This window comes from Plectonema cf. radiosum LEGE 06105 (assembly GCF_015207665.1).
GTDB lineage: Bacteria > Cyanobacteriota > Cyanobacteriia > Cyanobacteriales > Nostocaceae > Rivularia > Rivularia radiosa_A.
In genome coordinates, this window is the sequence record NZ_JADEWL010000002.1 from 61,116 (window position 1) to 81,514 (window position 20,399).

Annotated in this window: 15 protein-coding genes; 8 read left to right on the forward strand and 7 right to left on the reverse strand. The window is 35.8% G+C overall.

Annotated elements, in window-relative coordinates:
- Positions 1-152 precede the first annotated feature (152 nt).
- On the forward strand, positions 153-860 hold the full coding sequence (locus IQ247_RS00840; protein WP_193915897.1) for a hypothetical protein: 708 nt from the start codon (positions 153-155) through the stop codon (positions 858-860).
- A 9-nt stretch (positions 861-869) separates the two neighbouring features.
- Here the strand turns inward: IQ247_RS00840 and IQ247_RS00845 are convergent, their stop codons facing one another.
- The 3 genes from IQ247_RS00845 to IQ247_RS00855 form a co-directional block, all read right to left on the reverse strand.
- A complete protein-coding gene (locus IQ247_RS00845; RefSeq protein WP_228059373.1) occupies positions 870-6,617 on the reverse strand; it encodes a protein kinase domain-containing protein in 5,748 nt (1,915 codons plus the stop codon).
- Positions 6,618-6,803: 186 nt separating this feature from the next.
- The gene (locus tag IQ247_RS00850; RefSeq protein WP_193915903.1) at positions 6,804-7,394 is read right to left on the reverse strand and encodes a response regulator; all 591 of its coding nucleotides are present in this window, start codon (positions 7,392-7,394) and stop codon (positions 6,804-6,806) included.
- 259 nt (positions 7,395-7,653) lie between these two features.
- Positions 7,654-7,815: a hypothetical protein gene (locus IQ247_RS00855; RefSeq protein ID WP_193915906.1), complete on the reverse strand. Its 162-nt coding sequence runs from the start codon at positions 7,813-7,815 to the stop codon at positions 7,654-7,656.
- Positions 7,816-7,876: 61 nt separating this feature from the next.
- Here IQ247_RS00855 and IQ247_RS00860 point away from each other — a divergent pair, with 61 nt between their 5' ends.
- From IQ247_RS00860 to IQ247_RS00870, 3 genes are all read left to right on the forward strand, one after another.
- Entirely contained in the window at positions 7,877-9,100 is a 1,224-nt protein-coding gene (locus IQ247_RS00860; protein WP_193915909.1) for an RNA-guided endonuclease InsQ/TnpB family protein, read from the forward strand.
- A gap of 247 nt (positions 9,101-9,347) precedes the next feature.
- Positions 9,348-10,223, forward strand: coding sequence for a lipoyl synthase (gene lipA, locus IQ247_RS00865; RefSeq protein WP_193915913.1), 876 nt, complete (start codon positions 9,348-9,350; stop codon positions 10,221-10,223).
- A 145-nt stretch (positions 10,224-10,368) separates the two neighbouring features.
- On the forward strand, positions 10,369-10,503 hold the full coding sequence (locus IQ247_RS00870) for a photosystem I protein PsaX (protein ID WP_193915916.1): 135 nt from the start codon (positions 10,369-10,371) through the stop codon (positions 10,501-10,503).
- Positions 10,504-11,700: 1,197 nt separating this feature from the next.
- On the opposite strand, the gene dpsA is transcribed toward IQ247_RS00870, so the two are convergent.
- Entirely contained in the window at positions 11,701-12,255 is a 555-nt protein-coding gene (dpsA, locus tag IQ247_RS00875; protein WP_193915919.1) for a DNA starvation/stress protection protein DpsA, read from the reverse strand.
- 628 nt (positions 12,256-12,883) lie between these two features.
- Here dpsA and IQ247_RS00880 point away from each other — a divergent pair.
- Positions 12,884-13,141, forward strand: coding sequence for an Asr1405/Asl0597 family protein (locus tag IQ247_RS00880; protein ID WP_193915922.1), 258 nt, complete (start codon positions 12,884-12,886; stop codon positions 13,139-13,141).
- Positions 13,142-13,235: 94 nt separating this feature from the next.
- Entirely contained in the window at positions 13,236-13,862 is a 627-nt protein-coding gene (locus tag IQ247_RS00885; protein WP_193915925.1) for a (2Fe-2S) ferredoxin domain-containing protein, read from the forward strand.
- A gap of 296 nt (positions 13,863-14,158) precedes the next feature.
- Here the strand turns inward: IQ247_RS00885 and IQ247_RS00890 are convergent, their stop codons facing one another.
- Positions 14,159-14,728, reverse strand: coding sequence for a Uma2 family endonuclease (locus IQ247_RS00890; protein WP_193915928.1), 570 nt, complete (start codon positions 14,726-14,728; stop codon positions 14,159-14,161).
- A gap of 125 nt (positions 14,729-14,853) precedes the next feature.
- Positions 14,854-16,854 carry an excinuclease ABC subunit UvrB gene (gene uvrB, locus IQ247_RS00895; protein ID WP_193915931.1) on the reverse strand — a complete coding sequence of 667 codons (2,001 nt, stop codon included), beginning with the start codon at positions 16,852-16,854 and terminating at the stop codon, positions 14,854-14,856.
- 252 nt (positions 16,855-17,106) lie between these two features.
- On the opposite strand from uvrB, the gene IQ247_RS00900 reads away from it, so the two are divergent.
- Entirely contained in the window at positions 17,107-17,592 is a 486-nt protein-coding gene (locus tag IQ247_RS00900) for a hypothetical protein (protein ID WP_193915934.1), read from the forward strand.
- Positions 17,593-17,836: 244 nt separating this feature from the next.
- On the opposite strand, the gene rpe is transcribed toward IQ247_RS00900, so the two are convergent.
- Positions 17,837-18,547, reverse strand: coding sequence for a ribulose-phosphate 3-epimerase (gene rpe / locus IQ247_RS00905; protein ID WP_193915937.1), 711 nt, complete (start codon positions 18,545-18,547; stop codon positions 17,837-17,839).
- A gap of 238 nt (positions 18,548-18,785) precedes the next feature.
- On the opposite strand from rpe, the gene IQ247_RS00910 reads away from it, so the two are divergent.
- Positions 18,786-20,384 (forward strand): S8 family serine peptidase, encoded by a 1,599-nt coding sequence (locus IQ247_RS00910; protein ID WP_193915939.1) that lies wholly within the window; start codon positions 18,786-18,788, stop codon positions 20,382-20,384.
- Positions 20,385-20,399: the final 15 nt, after the last annotated feature.

Consider the following 20,399-nt stretch of genomic DNA (forward strand, 5'->3'; position numbering starts at 1 on the left):
TGTTATCTGAGTACCTATTTTTTTAAGCTAATGAATTCTAAAATTTTCATTAAGTTAGGTTAAATTAACTTAACAGGCTGCTTACTACCCGTTTCGATGCGCTTTCGTTTTGTTTTTTGCTAACTAAGCAGTTTGAATAAGGAATATTAGAGATGAAAGAAGTTCTGGCACATATTGAGAAGAAGAAGCAAGAGTTTGCGAAGTTGGAATTTTTTGAATTTCTAGAAGATAAAAGTATTCCACCCAGACAAAGACTTGGTTTTGCACCTTGTTTTGTACCTTTTGTGATGGGATTTGGAGAGTTAAATCGATATGTTTGGCGAGATGAATCAACAAATGACCCAATTCAAGCTATCATCAATCAACATACCTATGAAGATGATGGTCATTGGATTTGGTTTTTAGAAGATTTGACAAAGTTAGGTTTCGATATGGCATCGACTTTTACAGATGCAACAAGATTTATTTGGAGTAAAGAAATTCAAGTTTCGCGACAAACATTTTATGAAATATATCGATGTACTTATAAGGCTGCTCCGATTCATAAATTAGTAGCAATAGAAGCAATAGAAGCAATAGCAGATATTTTCCTATCAACGACTACTTTGGTAGCTAAAGAATTAGAATTAACTTCTGGTATTGAATATAAATATTTCGGAATGCATCATTACTCAATTGATTCTAATCATAGTATGGATTCCGTTGAAAGTGTAGAATCTATTTCTAATATAAAGTTAGAAAAAGATGTAGAGGAAGAAGCTTTGGAATTAGTCAATGAAATGTTTGATTTGTTTACGATATTCGTTGATGTACTTGTGAAGTATGCCAAAAGATACGAGCTTGAAAGCTTATCAATATGATAGTGATTTTTATTGATGGCACAACTGCATCGGTATATCAATTATAAATTCAGTTCCCTCTCCCACTGTGGAATTACAAATTAATTGACCTTTGTGTTTATCAACAATAATTTGATAGCTAATTGATAAACCCAATCCCGTACCACTTCCTACAGGTTTAGTAGTAAAAAACGGGTCAAATATTCTCCGTTTTACTTTTTGTTCAATTCCAGAACCGTTATCTGAAATGCGAATTCTTGCTGTATTGGAATTGAGGATTTCTGTAACAATACGAATTATCAAATTTTCTCTTGTTTGATGGTTTGTTTGTGAATCTTCTAATGCATCGATGGCATTACTAAGAATATTCATAAACACTTGATTAAGTTGACCTGGATAACAACTAATTTGAGATAGTTGTCCATATTCTTTAATGATTTGGATTTCTGGACGACTATCTTTTGCTTTAAATCGGTGTTGCAAAATCATCAAAGTATTTTCTATTCCTTCATGGATATCCACGGTTTTTATTTCTGCTTCATCTAAGCGAGAGAAATTACGTAAACCTAAAATAATTGTACGAATACGTGAAGTTCCTATTTCTATTGATTTGAGAAGTTTGGGTAAATCTTCGATGATAAAATCTAAATCCATTTCTGAAGATTTTTTGGCAACAATAGAGTTATAATTTGTATTTTCTTGCTGATAAATAGCAATCAAATCGAGTAAATCTTTAACGTATTGATTAGCATGATTAATATTGCCATGAATAAAATTTACTGGATTATTAATTTCATGGGCAATTCCCGCTACCATTTGCCCTAAGCTTGACATTTTCTCAGTTTGAATCAAATGGGATTGGGTACTTTGTAAGTCTTGTAAAGCTTGTTTCAAAATTTGATTTTTATCACTAATTTCTTGGGTTCTCCGCGCAACTTTTTCCTCTAAGCTTTGATTGTAATGTTCCAAATCTTCTTTGGCTTCTACTAAATTATTATAAAGTATTGCATTTTTAAGGGAAATTGCAGCTTGATTAGTAATTAAATTCAGTAACTTTATGCGATTACGAGTAAATACTCCTGCTGTCAACTTATTTTCAAGATAAAGAATTCCAAATAATTTGCCTTGATTAATGATTGGGATACACAATATGCTTTTGGGTTTTTCGCTGAGTATATAGCTATCAGCAAGTAAAAAGTTTGGAATTGTAGTATCATCTATTCCTATGGTTTCCTTAGTGCGTTTGACGTAATTGATTAAACCTACTGGAACAGTTGTGCTAGATTCTAAGGGAATACATGGTAATTCTGTGAAAATGGAAGAGGTATTAGAATTACAACTAATTGCAGTAAGTTCTAAGTCTAATTTAGTATTTTTGTTTAATATTAAGGCAGATTTGGAAGCTCCTGCATTCTGGGTAATTACTTCCATTAATGTAGAAAGCAAATCTTCTAATTTTATTTGTTCGGAAAGTGCTTGAGAAGCTTTAATGACTGATTCTAAATCTAAATATGCGGAAATAGTACTGTTAGAACCAGAAATACTTTTACGATTACTAATTTCAGGTAGACGTGTAGCTTTACTTCCAGAAATTTTCTCCTGGGGATGAAAATCTGTTTCTTTGTGTAAAAGAATATGACTAAGTAATTGAGGATAGCGTTTTTGTAAATCCTTTACTTTAGCTTTTGCACCCCAACGAATATAACCATGATAAGCGTCATCAAGATAAGCTTTGGCTATTTTTTGTTTACCCCATTTCAAATAGAATTTAGCAGCAAGTTCGTTAGCTAATGCTTCTTCGTGGGTATATTCGTTTTCTTTAGCTCCACTAATAGCAAGTTCGTAACAATCTATTGCTTCAAGGTATTGATCTGTAACTCTATATAATTCGGCTTCTACCAGATAAAATTTATGTAAATAATTCATGGGAGCATAATACGCCCATTTTTTTAACTTTATCTGATTGGCTTCGACTAGGGTAAGTAAATTTTCTTGTTCTGATTCTCCCTGAGAATATAAGGCTAAAGCTGTTAAAGATTCATAAAAATGGAAGTTAGGGATTGAGATAAATCCTGCTCCACCAGCTAAATATAGTTTTGCTTGGGTAGCATTTTCTTGAGCTTGTTCGTATGCTTCAAACCAATAGCAAAGAATCAGTTTATGTAAATATAAGTAGTGAAGTCCTGATATATCTTTTGCTTCGATCATTGAAGCTATTGATTGGTTTTCATTGTAAGCTTCACCTGATAAAATACAAGGATTTTCGTTTTTTGATTGTAAATTGTGAACTGATTGCTGAAATATTTTACAGCAGTTAGATGTAGTCGATTGTTTTAATGTTTCTAAAGTATTAATATAATTTTGTGTTTGTTGTTCTATTGCCGTAAGTTCTTGACCCATAAAATAGTAATGTTGACAAATCTCTTTTGCAGAATAGCCAACAAAATCTAAACTGCCAATTTCTAATGCTGTTTGATAAGCATCGAGTAACAGCGGTAAAGTTTCTTTAATATGTGACTTTCCATGAACAATAAAAGCACCAAGAACGTAAAATGTTCTAGTTTTTATATTTTTGTCATCAGATTTTTTTACTAGATTTAAAGCCAATTTACCAAATTTGTCAGCAGTTTCAATATCATCCATAATACTGTTTAATAGGATTGCATAACATCCATAGTAAAATGCCGATAAATAACTACTACCATATTGAACGGATAGATTAATTTGTGACAAAACAATCAGTGAAAATAATTGCTGATCTGCTATATAGGTAGGTGGAATCATGCTAGAAGCAATACGCATGATTGCCAGTTTATTTGCATCGGTGATTGCAGGTAGATTTGTTAATTCTTCAATACTTCTATCTCCAATAATTGCAGCAGTTTTTTTAAGTTCTTTTTGAATATCTTCCTGACTAGGTTGTTCGGGAAAAGTAACTCCAAACTCTTTTAATATTTCACGGGTTATACTAATTGCTTTTACAAGTTTATTTTGAGATGTATAAACTTGAATTTTAATTTCATAAACTTTTACTTTTTCTAATAGTGTTTTAGCTTGTGTCAACACTACTTCTATAAACTCTTCTGAAGCCGGAAAATCACTTATTAGATATGTAACCTCTGCTAGGGCTTCATATAACCCCAAAGTTAGCTCATATTCCGTTTCCCAACAATTTGAAACAAGTAGTTCTCTCCCAACAGTTAAATACTTTAATGCTTCTTGATAAGCTGTTGATGAGATAGCACTTCTTCCAGCAATTAAGTTCATTTTTGCTAACTCGTTGCGTTCTTGCTGAACGTCGATTAATTCCAAAGCTTTATTGAACTGATTGACAATTTCAAAAATATCTTTTTCCCAAGATGTAGCAGAAGTTTTATTTAATAACAATTCTCCTATTTTTAAATGAATTTGCTGTTTTTCTGATTCGGGAATTAAAGAATAAGCAGCTTGTTGAACTCGGTCATGTATAAATTTGAATTGACTTGCGTTACAATGACCTAATGATATTTGATTATCGCCATAGGCGCTAGCGCCATCAAAAATTAATGCTGTTGTTGGATCATCTTGATTTGATGAATCATTTTTTTTATCAATAGGTAAAATTAATCCTTCTATTACAGAATCCCACAACTCTGTTATCGTATCGTTTGGATGGGTTTCATTGATTGTGGAAAGAGTTTGTAAGTCAAATTTATTGCCTATGCAGGCAGCAAATTTGAGTATTTTTTGATTATATGTTGGTAGCCTTTTGATTTGAAGTGCTAGAAATTCCACGACATCATCTGTAAGAGCTAATTTTCTTACATTTGCAACATCGCATTCCCAATGACCAATTTGATAGTTGAATTTAATTGCTTTATCTTTGTATAAACTCTTGAGGAATTGGTGAATAAAAAACGGATTTCCTTTAGTTTTAGCAAATATTGCTTGTGTTAATGCAATAACACTATCTACTTCACATTTAAGAGTTTCAGCGATTAAAATACCTATATCATTTTGGTCTAAAGGTTCTAAATTTATAGAACTGATTTTTACACTTGTTTTCGCAATTTCTCCGATTGTAAAATAAAGTGGATGGGTAATGGAAACTTCGTTGTCTCTGTAAGACCCAATTAATAGTAAAGCATTTTGATTTTGATTCTGATTTGTATTTGTGGATGTAAAGTTAGGTATTTTAATGCCTAAATTATTCCGCTGTGTTTGTAGATTATTGACAATATGATTCTCACTCATTAATAGCTGGATAAAGCTCAAAGAAACCGCATCTGCCCATTGTAAATCATCTAAAAATATAACTAAAGGATGTTTTCTAATTGCAAAAATTTGAATGAATTTATGAAATAAAAAATTCAACCTATTTTGAGCCGCAATCCCAGATAATTCTGTGGCTTTAGGCTGCGGTCCAATAATCAATTCTAATGCGGGAATTAAATTAATTATTACTTGGGCTTGGTCGCCTAAAACAGAGAGAATAGAAGCTTTCCATTGTTTAATTTGGGTATCGTTTTCACTTAATAATTGTTCAATTAAATTCTCTAAAGCTTTAACCCATCCTAAAAAGGGAATATTCTGTTGTAATTGATGAAATTTTCCTTGAATAAAGTAACCTTTTTCTCTAATAACAGGTTTGTAAATTTCATTTACCACGGCGGTTTTACCCATTCCAGAATCACCTTTTACCAGAACCATCTCTACACCTTTAACTATTTCTGATTTTTCTAGATGATGTTGGTGATGATTAATAACTCTATCGAAGGCAGCAAGTAATTCTTGGACTTCTATTTCTCGACCGTAAAGTTTTTCAGGTATTATAAAATGGTTGGAAATATCTTTTGTTGCTAACTCGAAAGTTTCTATAATTTGGTGATTTTCTTTATTATTTAGTAAATTATTCAAGCATAATTCTAAATCGTGTTTTAATCCCAAGGCACTTTGATAACGGTCTTCGGCATTTTTTGCCATCAATTTACAAATAATATTAGATATAATCTCAGAAGCTTTCGAGCTAATAATTTTCTCAATTGGTGGATGTTTAGAAATGTGGGAGTAAATCAAATCTAAGGGATTTTGATGATTGAAAGGTAACTCTCCAGTTAGCAATTCAAAATAAGTTACACCAAGAGAATAATAATCACTACGATAGTCAATACCCCGGTTCATTCTGCCAGTTTGTTCCGGGGAGATATAAGCTAACGTCCCTTCTATAATGCCAGGATTGGTAAGAAATTGAATTTCTTTAGATAAAACAGAAGCGATACTAAAATCAGTTATTTTTACTTGTTTAGTAATAGGATTAATTAAAATATTGTCCGGTTTAATGTCTTTATGAATTATATGATGATGATGTAATTGCTCAAGAGCTGATGCTATTTTGATGGCTATATCGAGAAAATAATTGAGAAAATCAGGAGTTTGACGTATTTTTTGGTAATTCCAACTATCCATTTCATCTGCAAGGGAAATTCCACCAAAGTCTTCCATTACAAAAGCATAGCTTGTGCCATATTTTTCTAAACTGTAAGATTTGATGATACCAGGTACATCTAAATTTTGAGTGATAAAATACTGATGTCGGAACTGGATGATTTGTTGGGAAGTGGGATGTTCAATTCCCATAAGTTTAATAATCACGGGTTTTTGGTCTTTTCGTCTAACTCCCCTGTAAACAATAGTTTGGCTGCTTGAATAAATTTGCTCAATGATGCTATAGCCACAAATTGCGGGAAATATATCTGATGATAAAATCATTTTTTCTCGTTTTTTTGATTTAAAGTACATTCTTAGTTCTATTGTTCCCGTCAAGTTAGTTGCATCATCATCACTTAATAGAAAAAAACATTAAAATATCTTATTTGGATAACAAAAATATTTATTAAGTATTATTACTTATTATTTTTTTGCAAAATAAAAAAGCCCGTTTAACCAGGCTAAGAATTGAACATAGATTTTAGGTTTAAACTTTTGTTATTTCATTTTTTGTTTGATATAAGCGACTACTTGGGTTAACTGTTTTTTCAAACCGTCTATTTCTGCTTGCATTTTTGCCATTTGTTCGTTGAGTGTATGTATTTCAGCGTCGGAATTAGAATATTCAGCAGATGTCGTTCCATTAGTTCCATTAGTTCCATTCGATACATTCGTATTTGCAGCAGCAGCAGCGACGGGTAGCATTCGAGGTTGCTTCGCTTTGGCCATTGCTGCTTTAATTGAGCTAATTAGCTGTTTTTGGTCAAAAGGCTTGTTGAGAAATTCAAAATGTTCAAACGGTTCAGAAATTTTTTCTGTAACTTCCTCCTTACGTCCTGACATTACAACTAAAGGGGTTTTTCTTAAATCTGGTTGTGACTGAATTTCTTGGTAAACTTCCCATCCGCTCATTTTTGGTAATAGGAAATCCAGCATAATCAAACTAAATTTTTCCTTACGGATTAATTTAAGTCCCTCTAAACCGTCTTTTGCTTCTAGTACCTGAAAGTTCCCTGGAGGTAGCATTTCTCGTACTTTTACCCTGACTACTGTAGTGTCATCAATAACTAAAATTTTATTATTTGCCACAATGATTCGCTCTAAAAGATAATTTAGGTTTAAATAGCGTTTTCGCCGAGAACACATACTAGAGTTCTCCCACTATATCCAAAATATATATTGATTGGGGGAGAGTATTTCCCGCGAAAATAGCAATTATATAGGTGTTATATAAAACATGACAATCTGGTTATTACTGGTTTAATTTATAGATTTCTTCAAAGTCTATTTTTGATTGTTGATCGGGGTATAATGCTGTAAGCTAATTGCGTGACAAAGCTACTCATTCTTACTGATTTGGGTAATTTTTTCGCGCCATACGTTCTATTACATCACTCAAACTTCCAGCTTGCAATTCTATTTGTTTGTGTTCAAGCCATTCAATTGCTGTTTGAGTCAAAGTCATTGTAAACCTGCGCTTAGTTTCGGAATAAATCTTTTTTCTAGCCATGTTGCTTTGGTGAAGCTGTCATATATAATATGAGTGTAACAACATTTGAAGGTCGAGTCAAATGCAATTAGTCGAAAAGCATATTATCCGACGACAGCACAGATTTTGGTCATATTGCGATTACTTAGCTTTACAATCAAAGCATCTTTACAATGCAGCTAACTATGTACAACGTCAATATTTTTTTAAAACTAAAAAGTATTACAACTCAATCGATATCTACCATGAAACAAAAACCTTAGAAGCTTACCGATACTTACCAACTAAGGTGAGTAAGCAGATTGTACGTAGAATTTCTGAAGCCTGGAAAGGTTGGTTAGCTGCGTTAAAAGATTGGTTTAAAAATCCTGAGAAATATCTTGGTAAACCTAAAATGCCTGGGTATAAACATAAAGAACATGGCAGAAATATTGTTATTTATCCAATAGATGCCTTATCAAAATCTGCTCTAACCAAAGGAGTTATTAAGCTTTCTCAAGCTAAAATTGAAATTCCCACTAAAGCAAAAAATATAAATCAAGTCAGAATTGTTCCTAAACTTAATCACTATGTTATTGAAGTTGTCTATACAGTTGATCAGACTGTTAAATCAACAGGTAAATATGCCGCAGGTATAGATTTAGGGCTTAATAATTTAATGGCTATAACATCCAATCATCCAGCTATAAAGCCTTTGTTGATTAATGGTAGACCGTTGAAAAGTATTAACCAATTCTTCAATAAAAGAGTAGCTGCATCCCAATCAATTGAAGCTTGGAAACAGATTAAAGAACTCAACACTAAGCGTGATAGAAGAATTGATAATTACCTCCATACTGTTAGTCGTAGAGTAATTATTTGGTGTCAATCAAACAGCGTTGGTCAAATAATTATAGGCAACAACCAGGGGTGGAAGCAAGACATCAATATTGGTAAGAAGAATAATCAAGCTTTTACCAAAATTCCTCATACAAAACTGATTAATTTGCTAACGTACAAAGCGCAACTAGCTGGCATTGAAGTCGTTTTAACAGAAGAGAGTTATACCAGTAAAGCTAGTGCTTTGGACAACGATACGTTACCTAGCTACAAAGCAAAATCTGATATTAAACCTGTGTTTAGTGGCAAACGTGTAAAGCGTGGTTTATATAAGACATCCACAGGTAAAACAATCAATGCTGACACCAATGGAAGTCTAAATATAGCAAGAAAAGTAATCCCAAACTTTATGAATGGGATAGAGGCACTGCCGTTTGTGCCTGTAGTTTTGGGACTTTGGACTAAAACTACAAACGTAAATGTCTAGCTTTGTCTATATATGTATAGCTAGGCATAGACATTTACGAACGGTTTGGGAATCAATGAAGTATGAATTTTAAATGTAGAGACGTGTTAGATCGCGTCTCCCAAGGTTTTCAAAATCACGCAAAATCATTTTCATACATTTTTTCAGCAAGGATGGGCAGGGATGCCCATCTTACAAGAGCTTCATAATATAATGCTGTAACTGTTAACCGTTAACTGATAATTCCCATTATTTAAAGATGTTGTCTATGACTTCTTCAAAAGCTTCTCTTAGATCGGAAATTACGGCAATGCCAACTTGGTTACGTCGCCCTATTGGTAAAGCCAGCGAAATCTCCACGGTTCAGCAGATTGTTAAACAGCGGCAAATTCACACAATTTGTGAAGAAGGACGTTGCCCGAATCGGGGAGAGTGTTATTCACAAAAAACTGCCAGCTTCCTGTTAATGGGTCCCACTTGCACCAGGTCATGTGCGTTTTGTCAAGTAGATAAAGGTCATGCACCAATGGCTTTAGATGCGGAAGAACCATTAAAAGTAGCGAAAGCGGTACAGCTTTTAGGATTACGCTATGTAGTCTTAACTTCTGTCGCTCGCGATGATTTATCTGACGGAGGTGCGAGTTGGTTTGTCAAAACAATAGAAAATATTCGTCAACTCAATGGTGAAACTCAAATTGAGGTACTCACACCAGATTTTTACGGACAAACGCAGCCGATTAAAGTAATTGTCGATGCAAAACCAGCCTGCTACAACCATAATATCGAGACAGTGCGACGCTTACAAAGTCCCGTGCGCCGAGGAGCAAAGTACGATCGCTCTTTACGAGTATTGCAAATAGTTAAACAAATTGACTCTACCATACCGACTAAATCGGGCTTGATGTTGGGACACGGTGAAACAGTCGAAGAACTCATCGAGACGATGAAAGATTTGCGTAATGTAAAGTGCGATCGCCTGACAATCGGTCAATATATGCGACCATCCTTAGACCATTTACCCGTGCAAAAATATTGGACACCACAAGAGTTTGAGGAATTGGCTACAATAGCACGTCAGTTAGGATTTTCTCATGTCCGCTCCGGTCCTTTAGTTCGTAGTTCGTACCATGCGGCTGTCGAATAGTCAACTATCTATAGTATTTATCTTGACAAAAAATTAGAGTATTGGCGAGTTTTAAGCATTTTATGAAAATCTTTCTAACGAATTTGGCGAAAAACGACATCTTTTTGGTATTTGTTGAGAAGTCCTTAAATTTAGGAGAACGATTATGGCTAAAGTTGGTGTAGATGTTGCTCAAACGGATGCTAAAGCACCTTTCCCTTTCCGCACGTTAGTTAGCGCTATTCTGCTGGCTGGAAACATTTTAGTAGCGGCAATTTACTTTCACGTTATTAATCCGTAATTCACGAAAACTGCAATTGCTTGATATTTAGACTCGATTTGAGATCAAATGGGAGTAGTTGTTTGTAGTAAGAACTTTAGTCTTTAAATTAGGGGCTAGAGCGACTTACTACGAACTTTGAGTAATTTTCATTCAGTCCACCACGTTAGTTATGACAGGTTCGTAGTTGCATTAGCGAAGCGGCTGCTTAGCAGCTTTTAGCGCTGTAAATTAAGGGCGCGCATTCCAACTACAAGCCATCATAATTAATCTGGTGGACTATTAGTACTTGACCAAAGTCAGCGGTACTCCGCCGTGCAATGGCGGGCAGTAAGCTGACCGGCGGCCGGCGTTCCCCGGTCAATTTTTATTTTTTCCCTGGTTTATTTTCTGTTTTAGGAACAGGTGGTATTGAATCATGCACATCCTCAGTTAATGGACGTATTGGATCTAATGTACTACGAAATAAAAGCGAATTGTCATGTCTGCCTTAATCAAGTCGGAAGTTTGCCGCTTGATGTAAGATTTTGAACTTGTGATAATTGCCAAACTAGGCACGACAGGGATATTAACGCAAGCATTAACCTCTCTTGTGAGGGACTACGGATTTTGACACGCCAGTTGCCTCAAGTCGGGAAACCCGCCCATGGCACTGGCTCCTCTGGAACGGGGGATAAAGCGATGAAGTGTGCAGAGCGGGGGGTTTCCCCCATGAACAACTTCATCAAGAAGCCTGTCGCCCAGATGTAAGTCGCAGTAAGGGAGGACGCAAAAAATCCACTCGAAGCTTTCTGTTGGGCAGGAAGCAAAGCGGTGTACGCGAAGCGTCACTGTAGGTAGTTCACTAATTAAGTGAATTTGATAATTGATTGAATTTAATTAACAACTTAAGTAAGAAGTTGTAAGAAGTTGAGAAATACTTTTAATTACTTTAATTACTTTAAATAATTACTTGAAACAATTAAATCAAAAAGACTAAATTACTATAAATATAAAATATCAATTAAAATTCATCAAATAAAAATAAATGAGAATAATTATCAAATTTAATATTTAGTATAGACTTGAGCCAAGGTATCATAAATTAACTCAATAGCGAATAAAAAATGACAGAGAGATAAGGATGTATCTTCTGCCATCAATTAAAAAGTTGAATTATATGGAAAATTTTCTTCAGTAAAATCTAGGAAAGCCTGTGTTAATTCGAGCAGAAGAATGTTAGTTACTAGCAGATTGAACAAATCCTAAAGTTAAGCTATCCTTAGCCAAGAAGTGAGATAAATGATAGGCACGCTCTTCAGTTTTGAGAAGAATTTGCTCGTATAAATGCCGTGTAGCTCTATCACCCAAACTCTCAGCCTGAGAAGCTTGACGACGAATTACACCAATCATAGCTTGCTCTGCACTCAAGTCATTTTCGATCATTTGACGGCAAGAATAGATACCATCGGATTCTGGTTCAAAGCAGCATAATTCGGCTAATTTACTGAAAGAAGCAGCAGGTACACCACCAAGTCCGTTCAATCGTTCTCCAATTTCATGGACATGACCTTGCACTTCTTCATAGCAATCGCTGAAAAAGTCGTGTAGTGAATAGAATTCGGAACCTTCTACAACGAAATGATGTTTTTGGTACTGTATGTATAGGGCTTGAAAACTCGCTAAGACAACGTTAAAACCTTCACAAACTGGCTCTGTAACGCTCTTGTCAAGTAACACTGGATTATCATAAACCTGACCAAAATTTTGTAATAAAGTTTGTGTGTTAGCCATTGTTCTCCTCGCTTATTATCGCTGATTTGCTAATTACTTCGTTTTTATATCTTAACACCATAAAAATCAAATGATGTCTGTAAAATATTACAGATTTTTGAGTTTTTAACTCAATTTTTACTAGTTACAAACATATTTTTCTCACCTTATTGACATCTTTTTTTGCTTAATTGAGTTAATTGAGTTTGCCATTTTATCTAAAGCCTGCACTTGAAAGCTTATAGCTGCAAAATCACTTAGGATTTAGGCAAGCAATGCAAGAACATTCAAATCAACGAATCTGATAAGTACATTTAAATAAAAGTACTTACAGATAAGATTTGAGTAAACTTACTTAAAAATAGCGAGTATTTTTGTTTTAACAAGCCAAATTGGCAGATTTTTCCGGAAAAGGGAGTAGGTAATGGGTAATTAAATCCGTGAAATCACTGCAATCCCTTTTAATGCCTGGTCGCTAATGGGTAACTGTCAACTGTCAACTGATAAAAAATTTTTATTTTTTTTCAAAAGTTACTGAGAAATCTTTGCATTTAATTTATAATGGTTTGAGAGAAACTGAGTTGCAAAGTTGAATGCAATGCATTGTAAACAACTACTGCAAGTTTATTGCACTTTGAGGGTACCTATCTTGAAATCGTTTGATTTGCAGTCACAGACAAAACACGTTGTTGAGGTGAATTGGGCAGACCGTTGGCAAGTCTATAAAAGGTTGGAGGAATTACACATTCCTTGTTCGTGTAGTCCTAATCAACCTTTAACAGTTGAAATTGCTAATACCGCTGCTGCGATTCAACTTTGGAGTGTGATGCGGCAATTAAATGCTTCCCGCCAAGAGCTAATCATTACTCTTAAGGAATGTTTTAATTATCGTCCGAGACATCTGTAATTAGACAATTAGAGGGTCATCTGGGTGTAAATCCTTGCTCCCGTTTTAGCTTTGGATCAGTTGTTGATTGTTATACAAAATTGGTTAAATAATCATGGGAAAATCTCAGTGTAGTGAAGTGTCAGAATTTTGTCTTGAAGGGCGATTTTTAGATTTTGTAATCAAGGATGGTTACAAGCTCAAAGGTTTACTATTAGCGACTTCTGAAGGCGAACGCTATATTAAATTAGCTAAACATTTAAGAATTGCTTTCGATTTACGTTTACCCCCTGGCACTTGGTTACAGGTCGTAGGTGAAAGAAGATATGATACCAAAACGGGTGAAGTCAAATTAAAAGCCGAACGAGTTATGGCTGCTCGTAGATCAGTGGAAATCCCAGAAGAAGTACAGACTATCCCGACAGAGAAGCCGAAAGAGAAATCAGTTAAAAAAAATATATTAGTGTGTCAAAAATCTAGCTGTATGAAGCGCGGTGGTCAAAAGCTGTGTCAAGCTTTAGCAGCTTCGATCAGCGAACGTGGTTTAGAAGACCAAGTTGCGATTAAAGGTACGGGCTGCATGAAAAATTGTAAAGCAGGACCCAACTTGATCATGCCAGATAAAACTCGCTACAGCAAAATTCAGGCAGAACAAGTATCTACTTTGATGGACAAACATTTTGGTCTTAAAGAAGGAGTAGAAATACCCGTATCAGAAGTAGTTAATGTTAATACTTTGTAAACTGGACAACATTTAATGCAATAATTTACTAACTGACTTGCAGTTAAAGGTTTTAATATACCTGTTTTTTTTTTGATAAGTATTTTCAACTACGGGATTTACAAAGAATCGGGTTTCTTTGAATATCTGTATTGCCACACAAGTATCATAGAAATCCGACTTCTAGTTGAATAATGTGTATTTAGCTAGGAACAAACATCGCGATCGCAAAAAAACAAGTTAGCAAAATATTCACGGATGGCAGACCAATATGATGCTATAAACCAATACATTCAAGTTATTTGGGAAAATTAAAACTACCAAATCTTAATCAAATTCAACTCAAACCCCGGTAAAACATCTTCACCAGAGACAGTTTGGGGTGAATTCAATATTTCTACTTCTTTTCCTGGTCGATAAATTTCTACTATTTTATTTTTGGGGTCAATTAACCAACCCAAGCGAACTCCATTGTCAATATATTCTGCCATTTTATTTTGCAGCTTTTTGAGCGAGTCACTACTCGAACGTAACTCTACAACAAAATCCGGTGCAAGTGGTGAAAACTCTTCTTCTCGTTGTTTTTGGGTTAATTCATCCCATTTTTGATTACTTACCCAAGAAGCATCGGGAGAATACACAGCACCATTAGGTAAGGTAAAACCAGTAGAAGAATCAAAACTAATTCCTAAATTAGTATTATCATTCCATAACCATAGTAAAGCGGTGATACTAGAATTTTTCTTTCCCGTCCAAGGATAAGTCGGTGCCATAATAATAACTTCTCCGGTAGATGCACGTTCAAGCTGCAAATCTTCATTTGCTGAACATAGTTCTTTAAACCCTTGAGTATCTAATTTAGGAATATTTAACGCGATTGAATTCATAATTAACTCCTAGCTTGAAAATTGGTAATTGGGAATTGGGAATTGGTAATTGGTATTTTCCTAACTCCTAACTCCTCACTCCTCACTCCTCACTCCTAACTCCTAACTCCTCACTCCTAACTTAATCACCTTCCCACCAACTTATCTCTTAAATGCTTGATTCTATCTCTAAATTTTGCCGCTTCTTCAAATTGGAGATTTTTAGCAGCTTCTTTCATCTGGGTTTCTAATTTATTAATTAATTGCGGAATATTTTCTAAAGGTATTTCATCAACGTGTTCGTCTACCACTTGCAAATCTTGTGAATTTAAGCGTCGTGACACTTCTAAGAAAGATAAAATTGCATTGCTGGATTTCTTCTTGACGATTGACTTCGGGGTAATATTGTGCATCTTATTATGTGCCATTTGAATACCTCGACGACGCTCGGTTTCGTCGATCGCCTTTATCATACTATCGGTCATTTTATCGCCGTATAAAATGGCTTGTCCTTTGACATGACGTGCAGCTCTACCAATAGTTTGAATTAAAGAACGCTCAGCACGCAAAAATCCTTCTTTGTCAGCATCTAAAATCGCTACTAAAGAAACTTCCGGTAAATCCAAACCTTCTCTTAACAAGTTAACCCCAACTAATACATCAAACACACCATCGCGCAAGTCTTGAATAATTTCAATTCTTTGAATCGAATTAATCTCGGAATGCAGATATCTAACACGAATGCCGCTATCTTCTAAATATTCCGTTAAATCCTCAGCCATTCGCTTGGTTAAGGTAGTAATCAACACTCTTTCGTTGAGGTCTACTCGATCTTTAATTTCGCCTAATAAATCATCAATTTGACCTTCAGTAGGACGTACAATCACTTCTGGGTCAATTACTCCAGTTGGTCTAATAATTTGCTCAGCAATATTATCTTCAGAAATTTCTAATTCCCAATTACCAGGAGTTGCGGAAACAAATATACATTGATTAACTTTTTCCCAAAATTCTTCGGCTTTTAAAGGACGATTATCAGCAGCACTAGGAAGCCGAAAACCATGCTCAATTAAAACCTTTTTTCGCGCTTGGTCGCCATTATACATCCCGCGAATTTGAGGAATAGTAACGTGAGATTCATCGATCACCAACATCCAATCTTTGGGGAAATAATCAATTAAACATTCTGGTGGTTCCCCTGGTTTCCTCCCTGCAAGGTGACGCGAATAGTTTTCTACACCGTTACAATAACCAACTTCGCGCAACATTTCCAAATCATAGCGACAACGTTGGTCTATACGTTGGGCTTCTAATAACTTGCCATCTGCTTCCAATTCTGCTTTACGGGCTTTTAATTCTGCTTCAATATCCGCACAAGCTACTTCTAACCTATCTTGCGGTGTGACAAAATGACGCGCAGGGTAAATATTTACTGCTGTCAAACTTTGCAGAATTTCACCCGTAACCGGATCAATGTAACGAATAGCGTCTATTTCATCACCGAAAAATTCAATACGAATAATTCTATCTTCGTATGCCGGACCAATTTCTAAAACATCACCGCGAACCCGAAACTTTCCTCGACCCATTTCTATATCGTTACGGCTGTATTGAACTGATACTAAGTCTCTAAGTATTTCCCGCTGGTCTACTGACCTCCCCACTTGAAATGGAATTGCAGCATTTAAATATTCCGAAGGCATTCCCAAACCGTAAATGCAACTAATTGAAGCAACAACTATTACATCTTTACGTTCAAATAAAGACCTGGTTGCGGAATGTCGCAACATATCAATTTCATCATTAATTTGAGCCGTTTTTTCTATATAAGTATCGGTAACGGGAATATAAGCTTCTGGTTGATAATAATCGTAGTAACTGATAAAATATTCCACCGCGTTTTCGGGGAAAAACTCCCGTAACTCATTACAAAGCTGTGCGGCGAGAGTTTTATTATGCGCCAAAACAAGAGTCGGTTTACCTATTTTCTCAATCACCCTTGCGATCGTGTGAGTTTTTCCCGTACCAGTTGCACCCAAAAGGGTCTGATAACGGTTTCCTGCTTCAATAGTTTCCACAAGCTGCTTAATTGCTTTAGGCTGGTCACCTGTGGGTTCAAAAGGGGCTTTTACCAGAAAATTTTTCATACAGCTTGCAAAAACTTTAACCTATTTAATGGTAACGAATAGTGCCGCCTGGCGAACTGAAAATGGCAATTTAAAGAAGACAATTTATATACATTAATGTTTACAATACTTTACAATTAAGTTTGACTTATGTGTCAGTTTTAAAGATACTTATATCTGTACAAGGTTTTTTAAAGTTACACTTAATAAATAAAAGTAAATTTTTAATTTACCGTCATCATAGTCAAATTTATTTGTTAGAGGCATAAAATTATGACCGTCAGCAGTAATGGTAGACAAGCCAGTACTAGACAAAGACGAATCAAAACTGGATTGGAAACCAGTACAAAATTAGAAAATATAAAAGGTGAAAACGTGAGTACAGATAATCAAAATAACAATACTGATAAGGTTGTAAAAGCAGATGCTGCAAAAGAAGAAGTAACCGGAACCCTTGCGATTTCTGGGAATCGTCCTATTACCAGCAGCGACTTAAATATTGCAGGTACAATGATGGTTTCCGGGGAACGTCCCATTAGCAGCAGCGATTTGCAAATTGTTGATACCGTAAATATCATGGGAATTCGTCCCATTGGGGCAAACAAGATGCAATACTCCGAGACAATGAATTTATCTGGAATTCGTCCTATTGCTAAGAGCGATTTGGTGGTTTCACAAACTTATTCTGTTATGGGTAATCGTCCGGTTGCATCCAACGAAGTTGATGATAGTTACTCTTTGATGGGCTTTTTAGATTAGATTTAAAATCATTAGAAGTCTGGTTTTTACTAGCCTACTGTACACCAGACAATGGTTATAAAAAACCCGACTTCTCGAAACTCACCAGACAATGATTAGAAGTCTGGTTTTTACTAGCCTACTGTACACCAGACAATGGTTATAAAAAACCCGACTTCTCAGAACTGATGGTGCGATTAAAAAAATTCCCTCCGCTAAATTAAAGGAAGGGGTTTCAAGTGATGGGAATATTAATTAACTTATGTTAAGAAGCTTTGGGTATATCTTGTGCGGGACGTTGACTGTTGCGGATACCCTCGATGGCTTCCTTATAGCTTTTAGCTTTAAAAACGGCGGAACCTGCAACAATTGCATTTGCACCAGCTTCCAAGACTTGCCAGGTATTGTTGACTTTTAGTCCACCATCAACTTCAATCCACGGATCAAGTCCGCGTTCGTCACACATTTGACGCAGCTTGCGGATTTTGGGTAAAACTCCAGGAATGAAGCTTTGACCACCAAAACCGGGGTTAACGCTCATGATCAGCACCAAATCGCATAAATCCAGACAGTACTCAATCATATCCAAAGAAGTACCGGGGTTTAATACAACTCCTGCCTTTTTACCAAGTTCCTTGATTTGTCCTAAAGTGCGATGCAAGTGAGGAGAAGCATTATGCTCGCAATGAACGTAAATGTGATCTGCTCCGGCTTTGGCAAAATCCTCTACATACTTTTCAGGTTCCACAATCATCAAGTGGACATCCAGAGGCTTTTGAGTTACCGGACGAAGCGCCTCCACTATCAGAGGACCAATCGTTATATTAGGTACAAAACGACCATCCATTACGTCAACGTGAATCCAATCGGCTCCGGCTTCGTCTACAGCACGAACTTCGTCACCAAGACGACTAAAATCTGCTGATAGGATGGATGGAGCGATCACAACGGGTTTTTTAGATTGTTTATTGGTCATGGCTAGTGGGTCTTTAAGCGTCCTCTTCTGTAATCATTGTAACAAAATATTGAGATTTATCTCATGAAAAATTGGAAATTAGACAATGGGAGATGGGAATTGGGAATTGGGAATTGGTAATTGGTAATTGGTAATTGGTAATTGGGGATTGGTAACTCCGAACAACTAACAACCATCAACCAACAACCATCAACTAACAACTAACAACCAACAACTAACAACCAACAACTACTTTTTTATGAAAAAACTAATCTGGGTGATTTTGGGTTGTGGTGCTTCTTGCTTGAGCTTGCCGGTATTTGCTTTGACTACTTCTATTAGTAGCGAAGGTATTGATGCTTTGAGGTTACATAAACCACCATATAATTTATCTGGTAGAAAAATTGCTCTTGGTCAAGTGGAAATTGGTCGTCCTGGTCAATTTGGAGTAGATAAATCTGTTTCTAAAAATCGTTCTGTGTCTTTGGCTGGTGTTTTTCAGGGTAATCAACCCGCTAAGTCTGATAAAGGAGTTGACCCTCATGCCTATAATGTTGCTGGTGTAATGGTCAGCAATGATAAAGGGTTTCGGGGGATTGCTCCAGGAGCGCGTCTCTATTCCTCTGCTGTTGGTTCTATCAAGGGTATGGGTCAACCCGAAGAATGTTTATCGACGCAACATATTGCTTTGCAAAATGGTAATGATGTACGCGCTATTAACTTTAGCTTTGGTGAACCTTTAAGCCGCGACCCTAGACCGGAACCAGTTTTGGATGGTAAAGCTTTACTTACATTATGTGTTGATTGGTCTAGTCGGGTTCATAATGTTTTATATACTATTGCAGGTAATCAGGGTAAGGGTGGTATTCCCATCCCTACAGATAATTTTAATGGAATTAACGTTGCTTTTTCCTCTCGTCGAGAAAATATTTTTAGAAAACTTGACGTTTCTAATTTGGTAGCTATTAATCAGTCAATGAGCGCACGCTTAGCTGGTAAGGAACTTAATTTAGGTCCGCGTCGTACCATCAGCATTGTGGCACCTGGGAATAATATTCGCTTGCTCAATCCTAATGGACAAATTAAAAAGGTCACGGGTACGAGTTTTGCCGCACCTCACGTTACAGCCACTGTGGCTTTATTGCAAGAATTTAGTGATACGATGTTAAGAAAATCCCTAAAATCACCTGCTCCCCAACAACTTGCTTGGAGTCTTGATGCTCGCCGTCATCAAGTAATGAAAGCTGTTTTACTCAATTCAGCGGAGAAGATTAAAGATGATGGAAATGGTTTGAAGTTGGGGATGACTCGTACTTTAATTGATAAGCAGAATCAAGACTGGTTAGGTTCTGATGCTTACAAAGACGAAGCAATTCCTTTACATAATCAGATGGGAACCGGACATTTAAATGCTTTTCGTGCTTACCAACAGTTTAGCGCTCGACAATGGAGTCCATCCCAAGCAGTACCTGCTATTGGCTGGGATTATCGCACAATTTTAACCGGAACATCTGCGGATTATACTTTAGCAAAACCTTTACAAAAAGGCAGTTTTGTGTCTATTACTTTAACTTGGGATAGGTTAGTAGAACTCGAAGATCAAAACAAAAACGGTAAATATGATAAAGGGGAAAATTTTCGCGATCGCGGTTTGAATAATCTCGATTTGCATTTAGTAAAAGCCGATAGTCAAAATTCCAACAATGGCAGTACTTGCGCTTCTGTTAGTCAAGTTGATAGCGTGGAGCATATTTTCTGTGAGATACCAGAAGATGGTAATTATAAAATTAGCGTCAAGTTTAAAGACAGCATCAACGAACCAACTCAACCTTATGCTTTGGCTTGGTGGACTCCTTAAACAGTTAACAGTTGA

What these genes read in the sequence shown, in the direction of transcription:
- IQ247_RS00910 (WP_193915939.1), top strand. Translation starts at nt 18,786, where the DNA reads ATGAAAAAACTAATCTGGGTGATTTTGGGTTGTGGTGCTTCTTGCTTG.
- IQ247_RS00845 (WP_228059373.1), bottom strand. Translation starts at nt 6,617, where the DNA reads ATGTACTTTAAATCAAAAAAACGAGAAAAAATGATTTTATCATCAGAT.
- lipA (WP_193915913.1), top strand. Translation starts at nt 9,348, where the DNA reads ATGACTTCTTCAAAAGCTTCTCTTAGATCGGAAATTACGGCAATGCCA.
- IQ247_RS00860 (WP_193915909.1), top strand. Translation starts at nt 7,877, where the DNA reads ATGCAATTAGTCGAAAAGCATATTATCCGACGACAGCACAGATTTTGG.
- IQ247_RS00870 (WP_193915916.1), top strand. Translation starts at nt 10,369, where the DNA reads ATGGCTAAAGTTGGTGTAGATGTTGCTCAAACGGATGCTAAAGCACCT.
- uvrB (WP_193915931.1), bottom strand. Translation starts at nt 16,854, where the DNA reads ATGAAAAATTTTCTGGTAAAAGCCCCTTTTGAACCCACAGGTGACCAG.
- IQ247_RS00840 (WP_193915897.1), top strand. Translation starts at nt 153, where the DNA reads ATGAAAGAAGTTCTGGCACATATTGAGAAGAAGAAGCAAGAGTTTGCG.
- IQ247_RS00900 (WP_193915934.1), top strand. Translation starts at nt 17,107, where the DNA reads ATGACCGTCAGCAGTAATGGTAGACAAGCCAGTACTAGACAAAGACGA.
- IQ247_RS00855 (WP_193915906.1), bottom strand. Translation starts at nt 7,815, where the DNA reads ATGGCTAGAAAAAAGATTTATTCCGAAACTAAGCGCAGGTTTACAATG.
- IQ247_RS00890 (WP_193915928.1), bottom strand. Translation starts at nt 14,728, where the DNA reads ATGAATTCAATCGCGTTAAATATTCCTAAATTAGATACTCAAGGGTTT.
- rpe (WP_193915937.1), bottom strand. Translation starts at nt 18,547, where the DNA reads ATGACCAATAAACAATCTAAAAAACCCGTTGTGATCGCTCCATCCATC.
- dpsA (WP_193915919.1), bottom strand. Translation starts at nt 12,255, where the DNA reads ATGGCTAACACACAAACTTTATTACAAAATTTTGGTCAGGTTTATGAT.
- IQ247_RS00885 (WP_193915925.1), top strand. Translation starts at nt 13,236, where the DNA reads ATGGGAAAATCTCAGTGTAGTGAAGTGTCAGAATTTTGTCTTGAAGGG.